The sequence below is a fragment of the Marinobacterium weihaiense genome (genome assembly GCF_019061305.1).
GTDB classification, from domain to species: domain Bacteria; phylum Pseudomonadota; class Gammaproteobacteria; order Pseudomonadales; family Balneatricaceae; genus Marinobacterium; species Marinobacterium weihaiense.
Genome location: NZ_JAHQZT010000005.1, coordinates 75,576 through 95,394 on the forward strand (window position 1 = coordinate 75,576; position 19,819 = coordinate 95,394).

Annotated in this window: 20 protein-coding genes; 8 read left to right on the forward strand and 12 right to left on the reverse strand. The window is 59.8% G+C overall.

What is annotated here, in order from left to right:
- Window positions 1–55: 55 nt before the first annotated feature.
- Both KTN04_RS05185 and KTN04_RS05190 read right to left on the reverse strand, forming a co-directional pair.
- The gene (locus KTN04_RS05185; RefSeq protein ID WP_217334155.1) at window positions 56–289 is read right to left on the reverse strand and encodes a DUF2789 domain-containing protein; all 234 of its coding nucleotides are present in this window, start codon (window positions 287–289) and stop codon (window positions 56–58) included.
- An 84-nt stretch (window positions 290–373) separates the two neighbouring features.
- A complete protein-coding gene (locus tag KTN04_RS05190; RefSeq protein ID WP_217334156.1) occupies window positions 374–652 on the reverse strand; it encodes a hypothetical protein in 279 nt (92 codons plus the stop codon).
- Window positions 653–793: 141 nt separating this feature from the next.
- On the opposite strand from KTN04_RS05190, the gene KTN04_RS05195 reads away from it, so the two are divergent.
- From KTN04_RS05195 to KTN04_RS05220, 6 genes are all read left to right on the forward strand, one after another.
- Window positions 794–2,071, forward strand: coding sequence for a tryptophan--tRNA ligase (locus tag KTN04_RS05195; RefSeq protein WP_217334157.1), 1,278 nt, complete (start codon window positions 794–796; stop codon window positions 2,069–2,071).
- Between the two features lie 109 nt (window positions 2,072–2,180).
- On the forward strand, window positions 2,181–2,606 hold the full coding sequence (locus tag KTN04_RS05200; RefSeq protein WP_217334158.1) for a DUF3010 family protein: 426 nt from the start codon (window positions 2,181–2,183) through the stop codon (window positions 2,604–2,606).
- Between the two features lie 40 nt (window positions 2,607–2,646).
- Window positions 2,647–2,862, forward strand: coding sequence for a VF530 family protein (locus KTN04_RS05205; protein ID WP_217334159.1), 216 nt, complete (start codon window positions 2,647–2,649; stop codon window positions 2,860–2,862).
- A gap of 287 nt (window positions 2,863–3,149) precedes the next feature.
- A complete protein-coding gene (locus tag KTN04_RS05210; protein WP_217334160.1) occupies window positions 3,150–5,066 on the forward strand; it encodes a S8 family serine peptidase in 1,917 nt (638 codons plus the stop codon).
- Entirely contained in the window at window positions 5,060–6,088 is a 1,029-nt protein-coding gene (locus KTN04_RS05215) for a patatin-like phospholipase family protein (protein WP_254262387.1), read from the forward strand. The genes KTN04_RS05210 and KTN04_RS05215 overlap by 7 nt, the downstream gene beginning before the upstream one ends.
- Window positions 6,089–6,202: 114 nt before the next feature.
- Window positions 6,203–6,406, forward strand: a complete 204-nt coding sequence (locus KTN04_RS05220; RefSeq protein WP_217334161.1) for a hypothetical protein — start codon at window positions 6,203–6,205, stop codon at window positions 6,404–6,406.
- Window positions 6,407–6,556: 150 nt separating this feature from the next.
- Here the strand turns inward: KTN04_RS05220 and cysK are convergent, their stop codons facing one another.
- Entirely contained in the window at window positions 6,557–7,525 is a 969-nt protein-coding gene (gene cysK / locus KTN04_RS05225) for a cysteine synthase A (protein WP_217334162.1), read from the reverse strand.
- Window positions 7,526–7,690: 165 nt separating this feature from the next.
- Here cysK and KTN04_RS05230 point away from each other — a divergent pair, with 165 nt between their 5' ends.
- Window positions 7,691–8,182 carry a tetratricopeptide repeat protein gene (locus KTN04_RS05230; protein ID WP_254262388.1) on the forward strand — a complete coding sequence of 164 codons (492 nt, stop codon included), beginning with the start codon at window positions 7,691–7,693 and terminating at the stop codon, window positions 8,180–8,182.
- Here the strand turns inward: KTN04_RS05230 and KTN04_RS05235 are convergent.
- From KTN04_RS05235 to KTN04_RS05270, 8 genes are all read right to left on the reverse strand, one after another.
- Window positions 8,172–9,596 (reverse strand): DUF4139 domain-containing protein, encoded by a 1,425-nt coding sequence (locus tag KTN04_RS05235; protein WP_217334163.1) that lies wholly within the window; start codon window positions 9,594–9,596, stop codon window positions 8,172–8,174. The two genes, KTN04_RS05230 and KTN04_RS05235, sit on opposite strands and share 11 nt — an antisense overlap.
- 12 nt (window positions 9,597–9,608) lie before the next feature.
- Window positions 9,609–11,690, reverse strand: coding sequence for an SUMF1/EgtB/PvdO family nonheme iron enzyme (locus KTN04_RS05240; RefSeq protein ID WP_217334164.1), 2,082 nt, complete (start codon window positions 11,688–11,690; stop codon window positions 9,609–9,611).
- An 85-nt stretch (window positions 11,691–11,775) separates the two neighbouring features.
- The gene (gene kdsA, locus KTN04_RS05245) at window positions 11,776–12,624 is read right to left on the reverse strand and encodes a 3-deoxy-8-phosphooctulonate synthase (RefSeq protein WP_217334165.1); all 849 of its coding nucleotides are present in this window, start codon (window positions 12,622–12,624) and stop codon (window positions 11,776–11,778) included.
- Between the two features lie 35 nt (window positions 12,625–12,659).
- Window positions 12,660–13,064, reverse strand: a complete 405-nt coding sequence (locus KTN04_RS05250) for a hypothetical protein (RefSeq protein ID WP_217334166.1) — start codon at window positions 13,062–13,064, stop codon at window positions 12,660–12,662.
- A gap of 70 nt (window positions 13,065–13,134) precedes the next feature.
- Window positions 13,135–14,058, reverse strand: a complete 924-nt coding sequence (locus KTN04_RS05255) for a GIDE domain-containing protein (RefSeq protein ID WP_217334167.1) — start codon at window positions 14,056–14,058, stop codon at window positions 13,135–13,137.
- Between the two features lie 5 nt (window positions 14,059–14,063).
- Window positions 14,064–14,636 carry a LemA family protein gene (locus KTN04_RS05260; protein WP_217334168.1) on the reverse strand — a complete coding sequence of 191 codons (573 nt, stop codon included), beginning with the start codon at window positions 14,634–14,636 and terminating at the stop codon, window positions 14,064–14,066.
- Window positions 14,637–14,694: 58 nt separating this feature from the next.
- A complete protein-coding gene (locus KTN04_RS05265; RefSeq protein ID WP_217334169.1) occupies window positions 14,695–14,904 on the reverse strand; it encodes a DUF2788 domain-containing protein in 210 nt (69 codons plus the stop codon).
- Window positions 14,905–14,979: 75 nt separating this feature from the next.
- Window positions 14,980–15,177, reverse strand: coding sequence for a CopG family transcriptional regulator (locus KTN04_RS05270; RefSeq protein WP_217334170.1), 198 nt, complete (start codon window positions 15,175–15,177; stop codon window positions 14,980–14,982).
- A gap of 124 nt (window positions 15,178–15,301) precedes the next feature.
- Between KTN04_RS05270 and dauA the strand changes: the two genes are divergently transcribed.
- On the forward strand, window positions 15,302–17,029 hold the full coding sequence (dauA, locus tag KTN04_RS05275; RefSeq protein WP_217334171.1) for a C4-dicarboxylic acid transporter DauA: 1,728 nt from the start codon (window positions 15,302–15,304) through the stop codon (window positions 17,027–17,029).
- Between the two features lie 8 nt (window positions 17,030–17,037).
- Here the strand turns inward: dauA and KTN04_RS05280 are convergent, their stop codons facing one another.
- Entirely contained in the window at window positions 17,038–19,638 is a 2,601-nt protein-coding gene (locus KTN04_RS05280) for an EAL domain-containing protein (RefSeq protein ID WP_217334172.1), read from the reverse strand.
- Window positions 19,639–19,819: the final 181 nt, after the last annotated feature.

Here is a 19,819-nt window from a genome sequence, read left to right on the forward strand (position 1 = left end):
CTGTTACAAATGAAAAGGGCGGGATCAGGCCCGCCCGGTAAAGTCGCTACAGGGCTCAACTGTGTAGGCTGTTGTTGAGCGCATCAACCACCTCGGCCCAGTCGGAATCACTGGTCAGGGCTTCGCGCAGGAACTCGGACTGGGATTCACTCCAGAACGAGGCTTCGTGCAGAGGCACTTCATCACTGAACAACTGGTGGGTGCGGATAAACTGCTCGATGGCATCCTTGTCGCTGGCCAGACCCAGCTGCTCGAACAGGGCCGTAAAGGTGTGCTGTGATGTATCCATGTGATCCTCCGTATCGTCAGAGATCGTGCACTTGGTGTGACTCTATTATGGCCAAGCCCTTGCGCTTGTCAAAACCCGAGTGTTTCAGTCGGGCTTTGCCAGCTGCATCCACAGGCTGCGCAGTATCAGGCCCAGCAGTGCACCCACAAGCACCAGCAGCGAACTGATCAGCGGCCGGATCAGCTCCGGCAGCAGATACATCCATAGCGCTGAAAATAACAGCCCGCCCAGCATGCACAGGGCGGCAATGATCAGCAGAAAGCTGATGGCGGCCATGTCGCGGGGATTTTCACGCAGAATCAGAATGACGGCAGGGAGTATGAATCCCGACAGGGTTATCCATGAAGGCAGATGATCATCCATGTTTATCTCACTTTCAATGTATCAGTTGGATATTACGCTGGGACAGCGGCTTTGCAAGTTGTGTATCATAGCCTTTTGATCAAAGCTGGGTCATCCATCAGCCAGGGACCCCGGCAGGATGAAACGACTGACGAGTGAATGATGAGTAAAAAAACCGTTCTGACCGGTATTACCACCACCGGTACGCCGCACATCGGCAACTACCTGGGCGCCATCAAGCCGGCCATCGAGGCCAGCGAGAATCCGGCGTTCAACAGCTACTTTTTCCTCGCCGACTTCCACGCCCTGATCAAGTGTCAGGAGCCGGAGCGCGTTGCCCGTTCCACCCGTGAAATTGCCGCCACCTGGCTGGCGCTGGGGCTGGATACCGACAAGGCGACGTTCTACCGTCAGACCGATATTCCCGAGATCACCGAACTGACCTGGATTCTGACCTGTCAGACCTCCAAGGGCCTGATGAACCGTGCCCACGCCTACAAGGCGGCGGTGGATGCCAACCGCGATGCCGGCAACGACGATCTGGATGACGGCGTGACCATGGGGCTGTTCAGCTACCCGATCCTGATGGCGGCCGATATCCTGATGTTCAATGCCGATATCATCCCGGTGGGCAAGGATCAGGTGCAGCACATTGAAATGGCCCGCGATATCGCCGGCCGTTTCAACCATCAGTTCGAGCCCCTGTTCACGCTGCCGCAGGCGCAGGTGGATGAAGAGACTCAACTGATCCCCGGTCTGGACGGCCGCAAGATGTCCAAGAGTTACAACAACACCATCCCGTTGTTCAGCTCCTCGGATGACCTGCGCAAGCTGATCAACCAGATCGTGACTGATACCCGTGCTCCGGGTGAGCCGAAAGACCCGGACAACACCCTGATGCACCTGTACCGCTGCTTTGCGTCCGAAGCCGAGAGCGCGGCCATGCGCCAGCGCTTCATCGAGGGAATCGGCTGGGGTGATGCCAAGAAGGAACTGTTCGAATATATCGATGCCCACCTGACGGCCCCGCGTGCGCGCTACAATGAGCTGATGAACGATCTGGGCGAGGTCGAGGCCGTGCTGCACAAGGGAGCGGAAAAGGCGCGCGAGTACTCGGCACCTTTCCTGGACCAGGTGCGCCATGCCGTCGGCATCCGTTCGCTGACTGACAACAGCGCGGGTAAGCAGAAGGAAGAAGTCAAGGAGAAGGCGAAATCGGCCGAGGAAATCGCCCGTGCCGAAGAAGGACGTCGCCGTGCCATCCTGATGCAGATCCGCCCGCTGCTGGAGCAGGTTGAGCAGGCTGAGGACAAGGCGGCGGCGGCCCAGGCCCTGGTGGCTGAAAAGACCGCCCAAGTGGAGTCGCTGAAGAAAAAGGCGCGTCAGAAAGCACAGAATGAACTGGAGCTGCTGACTGAAGAACTGGCTGATTTCCTGTAAGCCCCGGGTGCTTGCAAGAAGCAGGGTGCGCAGCTGTCAATGCCGGCAGCGTACCCTGATGCCGGGCAGCCCGGGGTGGCTGCATCGAATGACTGAAACGGGATAATTGATGAATATTTGTGGTGTTGAATTGTCCGGCAGTGATGCCGTGGTGTGTCTGCTGGGCCTGGATCAGGGGCAGTTTCTGATTCCCGAGTGCCGCGTGCGCAAGTTGAGCCTGAAAAAGGACCACACCCGTGAGGACCTGCAGCAATTTCAGTTTGCTTTTGCCAAGCTGATGCAGGACTACGGCATTGACCGCGTGGTGATTCGCGAGCGCATGCACAAGGGCAAGTTTGCCGGCGGTGCGGTCAGCTTCAAGCTGGAGGCGGCGATTCAGCTGATCCAGGAACTGGATGTACAGCTGCTGTCGCCAGCCCAGATCAAGTCGACCCTGGCGTCGCATCCGCTGCCGATTCCCTTTGCCGAAACTGGCCTCAAGGGGTTTCAGGAAGCGGCCTTTACAGCCGCTTATGTTGGTCAGATGCTGAAATGATGCCTGCTATCGAAAGCTCTCTGGCCGAGGCAGGTGCCCGATGAATATGCAACCGAACAACCCGCTGCATGGCGTAACCCTGGAGGCCCTGCTGACGCGTCTGGTGGATCATTATGGCTGGGACGCGCTGGGTGACCGAATCGACATCAACTGCTTTCAGCACGAACCGTCCATCAAGTCGTCGCTGAAGTTTCTGCGCCGCACGCCCTGGGCGCGCGAAAAGGTCGAACAGCTGTACCTGTCAACCTTCGCCTGAATCAGCTTCACCGGCTGCCCTGCATGAATGCATTCGGGGCAGCTGCATTCCTGCCGTACAAAATTTCATTTTCCTGCACCTGCCCGGTGCTTGTATGCCAAAGCCTTGTCTAAACTGGATTTTTCCCAAAACTGTAAATCAGGCATAACACTCATACAGGGATGCAACAGGGTGCATAGCGTGGGTGGCTGACCTATATCTGAATCAGTTACCGGGTGTTAACGCTGTTCACAGGCCTGGCATCACGTGCCCCCACGCTGACCGGTTTAACCGGAGGAGGGCATGTCATGTTGTATCGTTTATGGGCATTGGTATTGCTTGTGAGCCTCTTCGGCTTAGCAGCAGTTCAGGCGGCCGCGTCGCCGCTGTCCCTGCAGGCGCTGCAGCAGGCGCCCTATGTGCCCGACCGGGTGCTGGTCAAGTTTCGACCGGGCACGGCTGCTGTGGAGCGCGAGCAGGCACACGCCCGGGCGGGTGGGCGTGTCATTGAACGTTTCGAGTCCATCGACGTGCGCCTGGTACAGGTGCCCAGCGGTCAGGTCCCGGCTGTGGTGAACCTGTATGCACGCAACCCGAACGTACTCTACGCGGAGCCGGATTACTACCGCCTGTTGCGCATACCGAGTGAAGAACCCGGTCCGACCCCGGCCGGGGGAGGCGATTACTTTGCAGAGCAATGGTATCTGCACAACATCGGGCAGGATCACACCCGCGTCGAAACCGGCCTGTTCGGCAGCCAGCTGCGGTCCACCCGTGGCACGGCCGGGGCCGATATCAACGCTCCCGAGGCTTGGGAGGCCAGCATCGGTCGGCCCAGCCTGGATCTGGCCGCCACGGATACACCCAAGGTCGCTGTGCTGGACAGCGGTGCCGATTGCAACACCTTGGAACTGCAGGGCAAATGCCTGGAACAGGTCAACCTGGTAGGGCTGAACGCCGGCAGCTGGGGCGATGCCTGTTCTGCCGCCGAGCCGGCCTGTGACAACCTCGGGCACGGCACCTTTGTCAGCTCGGAAGTCGGTGCCAATACCGACAATGGCGAGGGTATCGCCGGCATCGGCTGGCAGACGGGGCTGGGTATTTTTAAGGTGTGTTACCAGGAGCTTGTGACCGATGGCATCAACCTGTTTCTGGTTGGGCTGTGTCCGGTGTCCGGGTCGATTGCCGCCATCGAAGACGCCACCCACGACCGTTTTGATGCTGATGGGGTGCGGATACGCACGCGCTACAACGTGATTACCATGAGTTATGGCAGTGATGCTGTCGACCCTGTGGGCAACATCACGCCGACAACCGAATCGAATGCCGAGTGTGATGCGATCGCGGTGGCTGAGCAGCAGGGCGTGCTGGTGGTGGCCGCCGCGGGCAATAATGGCGATACCGGACGTGTCTATCCGGCGGCTTGTACGGATGCCTCGGGCAACTCCAGTGTAATCGCCGTGGCTGCATCAGATCACCATGATGACCGCGCTGCTTTCTCCACCTACAGTACTTCCGCCGATCCCTGGGTTGCGCTGGCGGCACCCGGTGAAGCGGTTATCGGTATCCTGCCGGATGTCCAGTGCGGTCTGGCACCCTCGGTCGACAGCTGTGTCGACTGGTGGGACGGCACTTCCATGGCGGCACCGCTGGTCGCCGGCGCGGCCGCTCTGGTCTGGTCGGACCTGTATGCCACTCAGTCAGGGCTTGGTGGACCGGGCGCCTGTACCCTGGATGGCATCGCCTGCAATCAGGTGGTGCGGCAGCGATTACTGAACGGGGCGGCCGCCACCGGTGCGGCTGGCCAGGATCTGCTGAGCTGGACCCGTCATGGTCGCCTGGATGTGGCGGCGGCACTCGTCGGTACAGGGGCTCCGCCTCCGGAGGAGGCGCCCCTGCTGGCGGCATTCAGCTATGACTGCACTGGGTTTGTGTGTCGTTTCGATGCCGGCAGCAGCACCGGCGGTGGGCCGCGCGATTATCTGTGGCTGTTCGGGGATGGCGGTGTTTCGACCGAAGTGGCGCCGGTTCATGACTATGGCACGGCCGGACGCTATACATTGACCCTGACCGTGTTCAATCAGACCCAGGAGTCCAGTGTCAGCCTGACGCTGAGCCTCAAGCGCAGCAATCGTACCCTCAGCGGCTCGGTCTCGGCGGACGGCGGTGGCGGTGACACGGGCGGCAATTGTCCCGCCAAGAAGCAGGAGCGTGGACAATGCTGAAGCGGCTGGGGCGCAGTGCGGTACTGCTGTATGTTAGGTATCAGCAGCTGTCACAGTTTTATGGCCGGCCTGTTGTGGCGGACTATGCCCTGCCGGCCGGCAGCGATCAGACGCATGATCAAAGGGAACACAGGATGACATCCAAGCAGGATAAAACGGTTTCGCTGGTACTGGGCAGTGGCGGCGCGCGCGGGCTGGCTCATATCGGCGTGATTCGCTGGCTGGAAGAGCATGATTACCATATCCGTTCGATATCGGGGTGCTCCATCGGCGCTCTGATCGGCGGTATCTACGCAGCAGGCAAGCTGGAAGAGTACGAACAGTGGGTGCGTTCCATCACCCGCATGGACATTATGGCGCTGCTGGACCTGACCTGGGACCGTGGCGGGCTGGTACGCGGCGACAAGCTGATCGAAACGCTGGTGGATCTGGTGGGTGATGTGCGGGTGGAGGAATTGGACCTGCCGTTCACGGCCGTTGCCACCGATTTGCAGAGCCAGAAGGAAGTCTGGATCAACCGTGGCCGGCTGTTTGACGCCATTCGTGCATCCATTGCCATCCCACTGCTGTTCACGCCCTTCAGGTACAAGGGGCTGACGCTGGTGGATGGCGGTGTGCTCAACCCGGTGCCTATCGCGCCCACGTTTCACGACCGCACCAGCATGACCCTGGCGGTCAACCTGAACGGTGCACTGACTCGGCCGGAGCAGGTCAAGCCCCCCGAGCATTCCGCTACTGAGCTGATATCCCCCTTACGTAGCAGCATCAACCGTTTCATTCAACGGCTGCAGCCCGACCGCAGTAATGACAGCGAGCACGACTGGGATGCCTATGATGTTGCCATTGAGGCCTTTGATGCGATGCAAAGCACGATTACCCGGCAGAAGTTGGCGGTTTACCCTCCGGATCGTGTCATTGAGATTGGCCGTAATGCTTGTCAGTTGTTGGAGTTCCATCGAGCGGCGGAGATGATCGACTTGGGGTATCAAAAGGCATCCGAGGTGTTGGAGCCCCGTCGTTGAGTGGCCGCTGTTTTGTCATCAAATAACAATAAAACCCCAACAGGGTTGTTAAAAACTGACTATAGGCTATCATTTATGTAATAAAACTACACAATCACAGGGCGGAGAGCAAGTATGGATGTACAAGTAAAATCACACGAGCGTGCAATTGCAATTCTGGGCGTGGACGGCGAAAACTTTCAGGTCAGCGGCGTTTACCAGGGAAGTGCACGTAAGCCAAGCTCTTACATTCTGACTCGCACCGGCGACAAGTCCGTCACGGTTCGTGACCTGAGTGATTTCCCCAGCCACCAGGATGTACGCGAGCTGATGGGGTAATCCAGAGTTATCGCAGTACCCGACTGCCCGATATGCAAGCCCTGAGGTTATTAGGGGTACTGGAAACGAAAACAGCCGCATTCGCGGCTGTTTTTAATTGTACGTGTGGTGTGTCTGCACGAGCAGTGGAGGCTGCGGGGACGTACGCGTTTATTGAACGGTTTCGTTATCAGTAAACATGCCTTCAAACAGGGCTGAAGAGAGATAACGCTCACCGGAGTCCGGCAGCACGACTACAATCTGCTTGTCCGCATTTTCCGGCAGTTGCGCTTGGCGCAGTGCCGCAGTCAGTGCCGCGCCGCAGGAAATGCCGCATAGAATGCCTTCCTTTTGCATCAGCTCACGCGCTGTGGCAATAGCCTCCTCATTGCTGACTCGCTCCACCTTGTCTACCAGGCTCATGTCCAGGTTGGCAGGCACAAAACCGGCGCCGATACCCTGAATCTTGTGTGGGGCCGGTTTGACCTCATCACCGGCCAGTGTCTGTGAAATGACCGGTGAATCTTCCGGCTCTACCGCCACGCTGGTGATTGCCTTGCCTTGAGACTGCTTGATATAGCGGGATACACCGGTCAAAGTACCGCCGGTGCCGACACCGGCCACGAAAATGTCCACGCCGCCATCGGTATCACGCCAGATCTCCGGTCCTGTGGTCTGTTCGTGAATAGCCGGGTTGGCCGGATTCTCGAACTGCTGCAGCATCAGGAAGCTGTCCGGGTTTTCATCCACCAGTTGCTGTGCCTTCTCGATGGCACCCTTCATGCCCTTGGGGGGTTCCGTCAGTACGATTTCGGCCCCCAGTGCCTTCATCAGCTTGCGGCGCTCCAGCGACATGGACGAGGGCATGGTCAGAATCAGGCGGTATCCCTTGGCGGCAGCCACGAAGGCCAGTGCGATGCCGGTGTTCCCGCTGGTCGGTTCGATCAGGGTCATGCCGGGCTTGAGGCGGCCTTCCTGTTCGGCAGCCCAGATCATGTTGGCGCCGATACGGCATTTAACCGATCCGGCCGGGTTGCGCGATTCGATCTTGGCGAACAGGTTGCCGGCTGGCCACAGGTGCTTGAGGCGGACCAGGGGGGTGTTGCCAATGGTCAGGGCGTTATCTTCATAGATGTTCATCTGCGGGCTCACTCCAAAGCTGTTCGATGCGTAAGGGAACACTGAGATGCCGGAAGGGACTTCTGCAATCCGTCGGGTAACCGGTATAGTTCAGTGTATCAACTAAGGTCTCTATTTTTATCATATTGTTATAAAAATAACAGTATTTAGTTCCAGGGGATATATATGAGCGGGTTGGCACGGTGCATGGCCCCCCTGATCAACGGGTTGGCCGGGCAGTTGTTTCACCTTCCGTGTTGGCGTGGTTCGCGCCTGCGCCACCGCGTGGCTATGCGGCTGTACCGCTGGGCAGCTGAGCAGGGCAATCGAGCGGCGTTATCGACCTATGGCCATCTGCTGCACTTCAGGGGCGAGGATGTAGCCAGCCGCATTCAGGGCGGCATTTACCTGCAGCGTGCAGCAGACATGGGCGATGCTCGTTCGCAGTATCAGATGGGGCGCATTTACGAGCAGGGTTTTGAACATTACTTTCGCCCGGACGCGGTCAAGGCGCTGGCCTACTACCGCCTGGCGGGTGAGCAGCAGCACCCGCTGGCAGTGAAGCGCATGATCGAGGTCTATGAAGACGGCGCTCTGGGCACCGCCATCGACCCCGGACGAGCGCGCTGCTGGCGCCAACGCCAACAGCCTCTGCCCGAGGCGAACATCAGGACTTGATCAGGCGGGCGCTGAAGTTGAGCTGCTTTTCCTCGCCCGGAGCAAGCTCGAACGTCCACTCCAGCATGGACGCCGAGGTATCTGAAGGCGCCATGTCCGTGTCTTCCAGCGTGTAGGGCATGGGCATGAGCGCATTCAGGGTAAAGGGCTTACTGTTGTCGGAGCGGTTGTTCAGGGTCACGCTGTAGCTGACTTCATAACCGTCAAATACCTTGCTGAAGGCGGTCTGGCGGTACTCCACACCGACATCGAACGCCTTGCCCAGTGCCAGCTCGGCACGGTCTCCGGTGGCGGTCGCCTGCAGGTGGCTGCCGCCGACAAACTGCAACTGCCCATCATCATCCGGTCGAAAGACCCGTGCCTGTCCGGCCGGCAGAGGCGTCTTGACACCATCCATCTCCGGAGCCGCGAAACTCAGTCGAATATCCGCCTGCTGCTGTTGGGGCGGCATCTGCTGATGCGCCGCAACGCGGATCAACTGATGGTAACGGATCTCGGCGAGCACTCCATCGCGTTGAATCAGCGGGACCTGTTTCTGCTGCTGGTCGTTCAATGTCAGCGGCTGCGGCAGGGTGTACAGGTGATAGTCCTGCACGGCACCGGGGCTGTTGCTGCTGCCGGCCTTGTCCATGGGCGCGGCGCGCGCCATCATGGCTTCGGCCTGACGCATATGAGCAGGCTGGTTGACCTGACCGGCCAGCAGCTTGATCCTGGCGTCGGGCCAGGTCAGGCCGCTCTGGTTGTTGAGAGTAGCCAGGCCCTGCAGGCTCAGGCTGCTGCCGTCCGCATCCAGATTGATGACGTAGTCCATGCTCCAGCTCAGCCCGTGCGTAAGGTAGCGCAGCTGCGCCTGGCCGGGTGAGGTCAGCCCCTGGCTGGTAAAGGACAGCCGTGGCTTGAGAGCATAGTGTTGAGCCGGGGTGTCAAAAATGACACGCCAGTTGCCATGGTTGAGCGGCAGCGATTCGATTTGGCCGCTGTCGTTTTCGACCAGCACCTGATTGCCTTCTGCCTTTAGTAGCCGCGCCTGCTGGCGACTTTCACTGCCGGTCACGCTGTTGAAGCGTGCCAGGGTGATGGTCTGGCCGATACGGGCCTGCAACAGGGCATTGAGGCTGATCAGGTTCTGTTCCAGGTTCTGCTCGGTAATCTCGCCGGCGCCGCTGATCTGCAGCGTCTGAGCCTGCATCTGCGGGCTGATTCCCTGCAGGATGACACGACTGCCCGGTTTCAGCTCCGGTACCGCTCGGCGCTCTTCTACCAGAGCCAGGTTCTGTTGATACAGTGTTAGCGCCAGAGCGCCTCGGCTGCTTTCATCCAGGTGGTACTCGCCGGTCGGTTGGGCCCATAGGGCCGGTGTGGACAGGAGCCCCAGTGTCAGGCCAACGGGGGTGGCGTATCGCATCTTCAGCATGTGGTGCTCTCCTTATTGCATGCTGTCGGGCAGGTCGAGCGCGACCCTGAACCCCCAGCTGTTGCGCGCACTGTCTTCCGGGTGCCGGTAACGGCTGGCCGGACGCACCAGGCGCGGAATGTCAAACCATGAGCCCCCGCGCATGACACGCTGATGACAGCCGCTGGCCTGTTCGGCACTGCCGTCTTTGGGGGCCTGGCTATAGTCAGGCTGATAGCAGTCCTGCACCCACTCATCCACGTTGCCGCTCAGATCAAACAGGCCCCAGGGGTTTGCTCGGGTGCTGCCCACGGGAGCGGTCTGCTGACCGTCCCACTGGCTGCCGCAACCGTCGCATACGGCGTAGCCGTCCATGGGGCTGTCGCCCCACCAGTACATTGACTCTGTGCCGGCTCGGGCCGCGTACTCCCATTCGGCTTCTGTCGGCAGTCGGTAGGGCTGTCCGGTCTGTTCACGCAGCCAGACCGTGTAGGCACTGGCGTCGCGCCAACTGACGTTGATGACCGGTCGCGAGCCGCGCCCCCAGCCTTCATCCGCTGGTAGCGGGCGTCCTGTCGCTTGGGCAAAGCGGTCATATTCGGCAAAGGTCACTTCATGACGTGACAGTGCAAAACCATGTGCAATCACGACCTCATGTACAGGGTACTCGTTGTCATCCCCCTGGCCGTGCAGGTCACCCATGCGGAAACGCCCGGACGGCAGGATTGCCATTTGTGGACCACGACCACCGCCTGCAAGTTCATCCTGAAACAAACTTAAATTCGCCACCGGCTGGCTGGCTTCGCGCAAGGCCTTGGCGGATTCGATTCGTTCTGCCTCGGCGATAGCTGGCGCAGAGGGAGCCCGGCGTTGGGCTTCTTCCAGGCGATGCTCAAGTTGCCTGTTGGTCTGTTCCAGCGATTCAAAGGCGCTGCGCAGTTCCCGGTTCTGTTTCATCTGTGCGAGCGCCTGGCCGCTGACCGTATCGAGCTGCTCCTGCAGCAGCAGCAGGGTGGCCCAGACACCAGCCACAAAGCCGGCACCAAACAGGGCGCCGCCCAATAGCCAGCGCAGCAGTGCCTGGTTGGGCGAGAAACGTGCAGCCAGCTGCCGCCATCTCGGGGTGCGGTCTGACGGTTGTTCGGAGGTGAGGGGCTCAGCGGTGGCCGTTTTGGCAGACGCTGTTTCAGCGTTCACAACGCCTGAAGCAGGTGTCTGCTCAGCGTCCAGTGCCAAGTCAGGTGCCTCATCTGGCTCCGGGCTTGGTTCAGGCGCGTAAAGCGCGCGTATCAGTGCCGTACAGCTGCTGTAGCGTTGTTCAGGGTCCGGGTTGAGGGCCGTGCGCAGTGTGCTCCATTGCGGCTTGCTGAGCGAGGAGGGGGCCTTGAGCTCACGCTGATAGCGTGAGGCTTCATTTTCATCGGCCTGGAAGGCCTGTTTGCCGGTATGCAGTTCCCAGGCGAGCACTGCCAGCGCGTAGACATCCGCGGCCGGTGTCAGCGGCTGGGGGTGAAAGCCTTCCGGGGGCTGATAGCGGGGGTATTCCGCTGCCAGAGGGAGAAGGTCACGCAGGGGATCGAGCAAATCGCGCAGGCCAGATCCCAGCAGTTTGACACCGGCGCCGCTGTTGAGAAAGATTTGGTCAGGCGCCAGGGTGCCGTGTGGCAACTGTGACTGCTGGCGGGCATGATCCAGGGCTTTGGCCAGCTGGGTCAGTAGCCCCTGCTTCTGGCTGGCACTGAGTCGGCTGGCCTGTTTGCGCCGCATCAGGTCCGAGAGAGTCTTGCCGTCCAGTGCCTCGTATGACAAGAACTCCAGGCCGCGCCAGCTGAAATAGCCATAACAGGCCGCAATATGGGGGTGCTGCAGGGCCGGGCGCAGGCGGGTGATACGCTTGCGCAGCTGGTCGTTGAAACCGGGGCGGCGTACCAACTCCGGCCGTAACAGCAACAGGCTGACCGGCGTGCGTGCAGCAGTGGAAATATCTTCGGCCAGCCATAGTGATCCGAGAAAGTGGTCACATTGATGGCTCACCAGTTGAAAACGGTGATGGTCCGGGCCGATCACCAGCTCTTCCCGGAGCGCGGCAAAAGCTTTTTCAGAAGGGTGTGTCATCCGTCGTCTGCTTCCTTGTCGGGCGGGTCGGAATCACGGGGCGATCGGATGGCCGATGCAGTCGAGTGCCCGGCCATCCGGCAGCTCAGATGCCGGTATCCAGCGGTGCAAACGACTTGACTAGCTCGTCGACGGCCTTCATCTGTTGCAGGTAGGGTTCCAGCTTGGCCAGCGGCAGGGCGCAGGGGCCATCGCATTTGGCCTGGTTCGGATCAGGGTGTGCTTCCAGGAACAGGCCGGCTATGCCCTGGGACAGGCCAGCACGTGACAGCTGCGCGACCAGCGCCCGGCGCCCGTCGGCGGAGTCTGAGCGACCGCCGGGCATCTGCAGGGCATGGGTGGCATCAAACATGACCGGGTAGCCGAATTCCTTCATGACGCTGAAGCCGAGCATGTCGACGACCAGGTTGTTGTAGCCGAAGCTGCTGCCGCGCTCGCACAGAATCAGGCGTTCATTGCCGGCTTCCTCACACTTGTGCAGGATGTGTTTCATTTCCTGAGGGGCCAGGAACTGAGCCTTCTTGATGTTGATGACTGCACCCGTTGCCGCCATGGCGGTCACCAGGTCGGTCTGGCGGGACAGGAAGGCCGGCAGCTGGATGATATCGCACACCTCGGCCGCCGGTGCCGCCTGATAAGGCTCGTGTACATCGGTGATCAGCGGCACGTTGAACGTGTTCTTCACCTCTTCCAGTATCTTCAGCCCCTCGTCCAGGCCCGGGCCGCGAAAGGAGGTCAGTGATGAACGGTTGGCCTTGTCGAACGACGCCTTGAAGACATAGGGAATATCCAGTTTCTGCGTCACTTCCACGTAGTGCTCGGCGATGCGCAATGCCAGGTCACGTGATTCCAGGACATTCATCCCGCCGAAGAGCACCATCGGCTTGTCGTTACCGATTTCGATGGATCCGGCGTGCACGACTTTTTGCTGCATATCAACCTCTCGTCACTGGCTTGGCAAAAGCGCGATTATAAGCCATTCGAGGGGAAATGTGCCGCTCGTGCTTCGATCCATTCCAGTGCACGTTGATCCGGGTCTTGTTCCGGTGCCTGATCCTGGTGGATGCAGATCTGGCACAGTTGCTCGAACATGCGGGCGCGAAACAGTTGCTCGGGGTCCTCGAAGGCCAGTTTCAGCAGGTAGTCGCCCTGTCGGGTACGGCTACAGTCAACCACCTGAGCATCGATGCTCAACTCTTCGGTCAGGGCCGGCGCCTGAATGCGCAGCCATTTGCCGCAGGGATAGTAGTGGGCGCTGTGCAACAGAAGTCCAAGAGACATGGGCGGTGTTGCAACGGGCTGATGGGCCTTGAGGGGACGCAGTTCAAGCTCGATCTGCTCGGGGTGCTGCAAGTAGTTTTTTGAGTCAGCCATGATTTCGACCTCAAACGCAGGTGACAAGTGAATTGTCGGCGTTTCTGTCTTCAGCTTGAGCGCAATGGGCTCATTTTGCCAGCATGACCTCGATAAAAAGCCAGAAAAAGATCAGTGCGGCCAGAAAACATCCGGCGGACAGCAAGCGAAAACGCAACATCAGCCGAGTTTCATCGTGTGTCGATAACAGGTACGGCTTGCGCGGCTGTTGCGGATCTCTCAATACGTGCATGCTAGGCAGTGCGTGCAGAGCCTGCTGTTCAGCCTGCGCCTCCTGCAGGGCGGTTTCGCGTGCCGTCTGCCACTCATCGAGATCGATGCGACCGTCACCGTCATGATCGAACCGGGCCAGCAGGGCCTCCGGGTCCTGTTTCCAGTGGCTCAGGCGTTCACGCACGGCCTGGTTCAGATCGAGCTGGTCACGCCCGCCGCCCAGGGTATGAAAGTGTCCCAGAGCGTAGATGGCCTCATGCTCCAGAATCAGCCATTCGGTAAAACGGTAGCGCTCCTCGCCACGCTGCAGGCTGAGCAGCGCTGCTGCTCCCTGGGGGTGTTGTTCCAGTCCGGCGGGGAAGGCGGTGTGCGCCCTCCAGCTGTGTTTGTGCAGCGTGCTGATTTCGGCGCCGTCAGGGTCCACCAGACAGGTGCCGGTGCCGTCGTTGATTTGAAACCACTCGTTGGAGCGCCCGCTGCGCAGCAGGCGCCAGCGTGTACGGCCGTCATCATCCAGCTCCTCGACCCGGTAGGCATACCAGGCACAGGGGCGTCCGGAGAGTGGCGCGCGCAGGTTGCCGTCCTCGCCGGCAATGACGTGCCCGATCAGCTCAACATAGCCTTGCGGCGCCGAGCGAATGCGAGCGGTCGGGGTGTCCGCGATCAGGCGGTAACGGGCCAGACGGCTGAATACGAACCAGAGTGCAACGGCGATGGCAACCAGACACAGCAGGGCCAGTAGCCACTGCGTATCGGCCGTCAGGTGCAGATCGAGCAGCACTGTGCCTAGCCGAACAGCTGCTGCAGGTTTACGTCTGCCTTGTCGGCGTCGTCAAACTCCAGCAGCGGTGCGGCGGCGAAGCCGAAACGGCGCGCGATGATGACATCGGGGAACTGTTCGATGCGCACGTTCAGGTGGTTGACGGAATCGTTGTAGTACTCGCGCCGGTCGGCAATGCCGGACTCGAGCCCGGTAATGCGGCTGCGCAGGTGATGAAAGCTGTCGCTGGCGGTAAGCTCGGGGTAGTCCTCGGCGACGGCAAACAGGTTGCCCAGTCCCAGTCGCAGCTGGGTTTCGGCACGTCCCAGGGCTGCAACGTCACCCTGCTCGCGCGCCGTGGCAACGGCCGATCGTGCCGTGATCACATCGGTCAGGGTTTTCTGCTCGTAGCCCATGTGCTGCTTGCAGGTTTCCACCAGCTTGGGCAGCTCGTCATGACGCTGCTTGAGCAGTACGTCGATGTTGGCCCAGGCGCGGGTCACGCCGTGTTTGAGCTGCACCAGGTGGTTGTAGAGCGAGATGAAGTAGAACGCGGCGATGACAGCAATCGCCAGCACGATGATCAAACCTGTATCCATAAGCGCCTCGACTGATTCCTTGCCACCACTATACCGCGTTCCGGTCGGTACGGAAGGCTCAGATGCCGCCGCCTTCGATCATCTCCACCACCAGAGTCTTGATCAGAAAGGCTGCCAGGCCCAGGCCCAGGGCAAAGAACAGTACGAAGGTGCCGAAACGGCCGGCATTCGATTTCTTGGCCAGGTCATAGATGATGAAAAAGATGGCGCCGGCAAATACAGCCAGGCCGATGTTAAGCATGATGGCTTCCATCTCGGCGAGACGCATGAAGGATCTCCTGATTAATTAGTGACCAGATAATACATCAAACGGTCGGCAACAAATACCGACGGCGGGCAGGGATTAGCCTCGGGGCAGGGTGTCGTCCTTGCCAAAGACCTCGTCTTGCCACTCCGGGCCCAGCTCGTCCTCGATGAAGTCACGAATGAACTTGCGCACCATCTGTGACGGCGTCACGTCGCGGTCGTTGCACAGGCGTTCGAACACGGCTTTTTTCTTCGGGTCGATCAGCAGGGTCAGGCGGGCGGTACGGTTTTCCATGAAAAATCTCAACGCTGGCGGGACAAAATGATATTCAACTTTATGTTAATCATATTAACATTGAATCATATATGATCAACCGCTAGTGTAATGTCCCCTTTGCAAAACAGCAGGATGATGCACCATGTCCAGGCAAGCTCGGCTCCATTCGCTCTCGTTCGCCAGTGCACTTCGGGAGGTCCTTCGGGAAGGATACGGGCGCCAAGCGTTACTGCGCGACCTGATGGCCGGGCTGAGCGTGGGCGTGATCGCCATTCCGTTGTCCATGGCGCTGGCGATCGCCAGTGGAGTCAAGCCTGAGTATGGCCTGTACACCGCCATTGTGGCCGGTTTCCTGATTGCACTCAGTGGTGGCTCCCGCTATAGCGTATCGGGGCCAACGGCGGCCTTTGTCGTCATTCTGTACCCGGTGGCGCAGGCCTATGGCCTGGCCGGTCTGCTGTTGGCAACATTGATGTCGGCACTGATACTGATCGGCCTGGCGTTTGCTCGTATGGGGCGTCTGATCGAATATATCCCTGAATCGGTAACGCTGGGTTTTACCTCGGGGATCGCCATCGTGATTGCCACGCTGCAGGTACCGGACCTGTTTGGATTGTCACTGGCCGAACTGCCTGAGCATTGGGCGGAGCGGGTGGTGGTGCTGGCGAATGCGCTGCCGTCGCTGGATCCGGCAGCCACCGCCGTGGCGGCGGTCACGCTGGCGGTCCTGATTCTCTGGCCGCGCCTGCGTATCCCGATACCGGGGCATCTGCCGGCGCTGCTGGCCGGCCTGGCGGTGGCTTGGGTTGCCACCGGCATGGGGCATGAGGTCGAGACCATCGGCAGCCGCTTCAGCTATCTGTTGCCCGATGGCACTCTGGGCGCTGGCATTCCGCCGTTCTTTCCCGAGCTGGCCTGGCCCTGGGATCGTCCTGGCCCCGATGGCGAGCCGCTGGCACTGAGCTGGTCGCTGGTGCGTGAGCTGCTGCCGGCGGCCTTTTCCATTGCCATGCTGGGGGCGATCGAGTCGCTGCTTTGTGCCGTGGTATTGGACGGCATGAGCGGGCGACGCCACCATGCCAACGGCGAGCTGCTGGGGCAGGGTATCGGCAATCTGGTCGCCCCTTTTTTTGGCGGCTTTACGGCGACCGCCGCCTTGGCGCGCTCGGCTGCCAATTACCGGGCCGGCGCCTGCTCGCCAGTAGCAAGCATGATCCATGCCGGTGTGGTACTGGCCGGGCTGCTGGCGTTGGCGCCAGCGTTGGCTTACCTGCCCATGGCCAGTATGGCCGCGTTGCTGCTGATGGTGGCCTGGAACATGAGCGAGGCCCCCAAGGTGGTACAGCTGCTGCGCCGTGCGCCACGGGGGGATGTGCTGGTGTTGCTCACCTGCATGCTGCTAACGGTGCTGTTTGATATGGTGATCGCCATCTTTGCCGGTATCGTGCTGGCCTCTTTGCTGTTCATGCGTGATTTGGCCGGCATGACCCGCTTCACGGATATTTCCGAGCAGCGCAAGCATGTGCCGGCACCTTTGACACCCGGCTGGCGGGTGTTCAAGCTCAGTGGTCCGCTGTTTTTTGCCGCCGCTGATCGCGTGTTTGATGAGTTGGGGCAGGCCAGTCGAGACGCGCGCGGGGTCGTGCTGTACATGGATGCGGTGCCGCTGCTGGATGCCGGTGGCCTGAGCGCGCTGGAAGGCTTTATGGCGGACTGCCGGGCGCGTGATGTCGAACTGGTGATTGCCGATTTGCAGTTCCAGCCGTTGCGTGCGCTGGCACGGGCCGGCATGGCACCGGAAGCCGGACGTCTGGCGTTCAGCCCGACGCTGGCGCAGGCGCTGGAACCGTTATCGCCAGCGCAGGACTGACGACCCTATCAGGGCTCTTCGTTACAAGGTTCGGGCTGGTACGTATCCAGCCATTCGGTCAGTGCTGGGCCCGGAAGTGGATGGCAGAAGCGGTAGCCCTGCATGTAGCGACAGCTCTGGCTGACCAGGGTGCGCTGCTGCTTGTCGGTTTCGACCCCTTCGGCGATGAGTCGGAGTTCCAGGCTTGCAGCCATGGAGATGATGGCCGCCACCAGTGAGTCGGCATAGCGGTCATTGTTCAGATCACGGATGAACTCGCGGTCGATCTTGAGCGTGTCGACCGGGAAGCGCCTGAGATACCCCAGTGACGAGTAGCCGGTGCCGAAGTCATCAATGGCCAGGGACACGCCCAGTGCCTTGAACCCTTCCAGCCAGGCCAGCGTTTCCTCGCTGTCCTGCAGCAGCAGTCCCTCGGTAATCTCTAACATCAAGGCATCTGGCGGCAGTGCATAATGTGCCAGCACGGCACTGACGGCGTCGGCATCCAGCCCCAGGTCACGCTGACGCTCGGAAATGTTGACCGACAGGTAAAGCCCGGCGCCGTTTCGGTTCAACTGTTGGACCTGCTGACAGGCGGTCTCCAGCACCCACTCGCCGATCTGGCCGATCAGGCCGGTTTCTTCGGCCAGCGGAATGAACTGGTCCGGTGGGATGGCGCCGTGTTCCGGGTGGTGCCAGCGCAGCAGAGCTTCCACCCCGACGACTCGACCACTGTCACCGGCGACAATCGGCTGATAATAGACTTCCAGTTGGTTCAGCTCCAGCGCATGGCGCAGGTCCTGTTCCAGAGTCATGCGCTCGTTGGCATGCTCCTGCATGGCGCTGGTAAAGAAATGGGCTTGGTTGCGCCCGGACTGCTTGGCCTTGTACATGGCCAGATCGGCGTTGCGTATCAGCATTTCGGCGGTATTGGCGTCGCCGGGGTGCATGGCGATACCGATGCTGGCGCCGATAATGATCTCGCGCCCGGCCAGGACAAAGGGAGTGCAGAGGCTTTCCAGCAGCTTGCTGGCGACGTAAGCGGCATCCGAGTCGGATTTGATGTTGTGCAGCAGGATGACAAATTCATCTCCGCCAAAGCGGGCAACGGTATCCGTATCGCGTACACAGCCGTTGAGGCGCTTGGCCACCTGCTTGAGCAGGTCATCACCATACTCATGCCCCATGGAGTCATTGACGTATTTGAAGCGGTCCAGGTCGATGAAGAGTAGCGCTATGACCTGCTCGTCACGGTCGGCTGTCGCAATGGCCAGGTTGAGTCGGTCGGCCAGCAGGGTGCGGTTGGGCAGTTCGGTCAGGTCGTCGTAGTAGGCCTGCCGGACGATTTGCGCCTCATCGTTCTTGCGCTTGGTGATGTCAGAGAAAACGGCAACATATTCATTAGGCTCGCCATGTTCATCATGGATAACCGAAACCGATAGCCACTCGGGGTAGATGTTGCCGCTTTTGCGCCGGTTCCAGATCTCGCCGCTCCAGGAGCCGTTGCGGCCAATCTCTTCCCACATTTCCTGGTAGAAGAGGGCGTCATGGCGGCCGGAGCTCAGCATGCTCGGGTTCTTGCCTCGCACCTCTTCGAGGGTGTAGCCGGTGATACGCGTGAACGCCGGGTTAATGGTTTTGATCAGGCCGTTGCGGTCGGCCACCATGATGGCCTCGTTGCTGGTACGGAAGACCGCTTCGATCATGCGCAGCTGTTCTTCAATGGCCTTTTGCTGGGTGATGTCTTCCTTGATGGCAATATAGCTCTGCACATTATTATGTTCGTTGCGCACGGCTGAGATGGAGGCCTGTTCCCAGAACAGCGAACCATCCTTGCGCCGATTCAGCAGTTGGCCGTGCCACTCCTGTCCCTGCTGGAGGGTCTGCCAAAGATCATCATAGACACTTGCAGACATCTCTCCTGAACGCAGCAGGTCGGCCTTCTGCCCCTGAGCCTCCTTCAGGCTGTAGCCGGATGTTTCGCAGAATTTTGGATTGACGTATTCGATGGTGCCGCGGGTGTCGGTGATCATCACCGAAGCCGGGATCTGCTCCATGGCGCGGCCCAGGGTGCGCAGCTGCTGCTCGTTTTTCTGGGTCTGGGTGATGTCGGTACGCACGCAGGCGATGCCGCCTTCCCGGGTACGGCTGTCACTGGCCAAAATGGCATGGCCGCTGTCGAGATGTTCGATATAGCTGCTGGCCCCGGGCTGATGGCTTTCAACCTTTTCCTCGCGAGTTACATGGGGGCGCAGTTGCTGCTGGAAGTCGTCCCAGTATTCGAATTCCAGGCTGTCGAGCCAAGGGTAGATCTGGCGCCAGCGCTGATTGCACAGGATCAACTTGCCCTTGGGGCTGTAGAGGGCAAAGGCCTCGGACAGGCTCTCCACGGCGTCGCGCATACGCTCACGGGCCGATTCCGACTGCTGGCGCAACATCATGAAGCGTCGCAGGAGATCCCCCATGAGCAGAAACAGCAATGCGAATACCAAAAACAGGGAGATACCGATGACACGCGCATCAATGCTGTTATTGCCTTGGTCGTTCCACATGATGAAGAACATGACCGACAGGTTGATGCCCGTCAGAATCCAGATCAGCTTCAAAATGCGGGAGGAACTTTTGCTCATGCGTTTCAAATAGGTGTTTGATTTTTATGATGGTGTGCAGTGTATCCTGTCGCGGACCTGTTGTGTTCAACTTTTGATCGTACGACAAATTTTCTGCCAAGACATGGACATTGATCAGGCGATGAGTAAATATTGATCACTATAAAAATGTTTTTGAATTACATCTAATTTGAGTGTGGCC

Bases quoted from the DNA above. Each gene is read 5' to 3' on its own strand.
- KTN04_RS05270 (WP_217334170.1), bottom strand. From the start codon at position 15,177: ATGGAAAACCGTACCGCCCGCCTGACCCTGCTGATCGACCCGAAGAAA.
- KTN04_RS05235 (WP_217334163.1), bottom strand. From the start codon at position 9,596: ATGCTGAAGATGCGATACGCCACCCCCGTTGGCCTGACACTGGGGCTC.
- KTN04_RS05190 (WP_217334156.1), bottom strand. From the start codon at position 652: ATGGATGATCATCTGCCTTCATGGATAACCCTGTCGGGATTCATACTC.
- KTN04_RS05195 (WP_217334157.1), top strand. From the start codon at position 794: ATGAGTAAAAAAACCGTTCTGACCGGTATTACCACCACCGGTACGCCG.
- KTN04_RS05260 (WP_217334168.1), bottom strand. From the start codon at position 14,636: ATGGATACAGGTTTGATCATCGTGCTGGCGATTGCTGTCATCGCCGCG.
- KTN04_RS05185 (WP_217334155.1), bottom strand. From the start codon at position 289: ATGGATACATCACAGCACACCTTTACGGCCCTGTTCGAGCAGCTGGGT.
- dauA (WP_217334171.1), top strand. From the start codon at position 15,302: ATGTCCAGGCAAGCTCGGCTCCATTCGCTCTCGTTCGCCAGTGCACTT.
- KTN04_RS05215 (WP_254262387.1), top strand. From the start codon at position 5,060: ATGCTGAAGCGGCTGGGGCGCAGTGCGGTACTGCTGTATGTTAGGTAT.
- KTN04_RS05265 (WP_217334169.1), bottom strand. From the start codon at position 14,904: ATGCGTCTCGCCGAGATGGAAGCCATCATGCTTAACATCGGCCTGGCT.
- KTN04_RS05205 (WP_217334159.1), top strand. From the start codon at position 2,647: ATGAATATGCAACCGAACAACCCGCTGCATGGCGTAACCCTGGAGGCC.
- kdsA (WP_217334165.1), bottom strand. From the start codon at position 12,624: ATGCAGCAAAAAGTCGTGCACGCCGGATCCATCGAAATCGGTAACGAC.
- KTN04_RS05250 (WP_217334166.1), bottom strand. From the start codon at position 13,064: ATGGCTGACTCAAAAAACTACTTGCAGCACCCCGAGCAGATCGAGCTT.
- KTN04_RS05280 (WP_217334172.1), bottom strand. From the start codon at position 19,638: ATGAGCAAAAGTTCCTCCCGCATTTTGAAGCTGATCTGGATTCTGACG.
- KTN04_RS05210 (WP_217334160.1), top strand. From the start codon at position 3,150: ATGTTGTATCGTTTATGGGCATTGGTATTGCTTGTGAGCCTCTTCGGC.
- KTN04_RS05200 (WP_217334158.1), top strand. From the start codon at position 2,181: ATGAATATTTGTGGTGTTGAATTGTCCGGCAGTGATGCCGTGGTGTGT.
- KTN04_RS05230 (WP_254262388.1), top strand. From the start codon at position 7,691: ATGAGCGGGTTGGCACGGTGCATGGCCCCCCTGATCAACGGGTTGGCC.
- cysK (WP_217334162.1), bottom strand. From the start codon at position 7,525: ATGAACATCTATGAAGATAACGCCCTGACCATTGGCAACACCCCCCTG.
- KTN04_RS05240 (WP_217334164.1), bottom strand. From the start codon at position 11,690: ATGACACACCCTTCTGAAAAAGCTTTTGCCGCGCTCCGGGAAGAGCTG.
- KTN04_RS05220 (WP_217334161.1), top strand. From the start codon at position 6,203: ATGGATGTACAAGTAAAATCACACGAGCGTGCAATTGCAATTCTGGGC.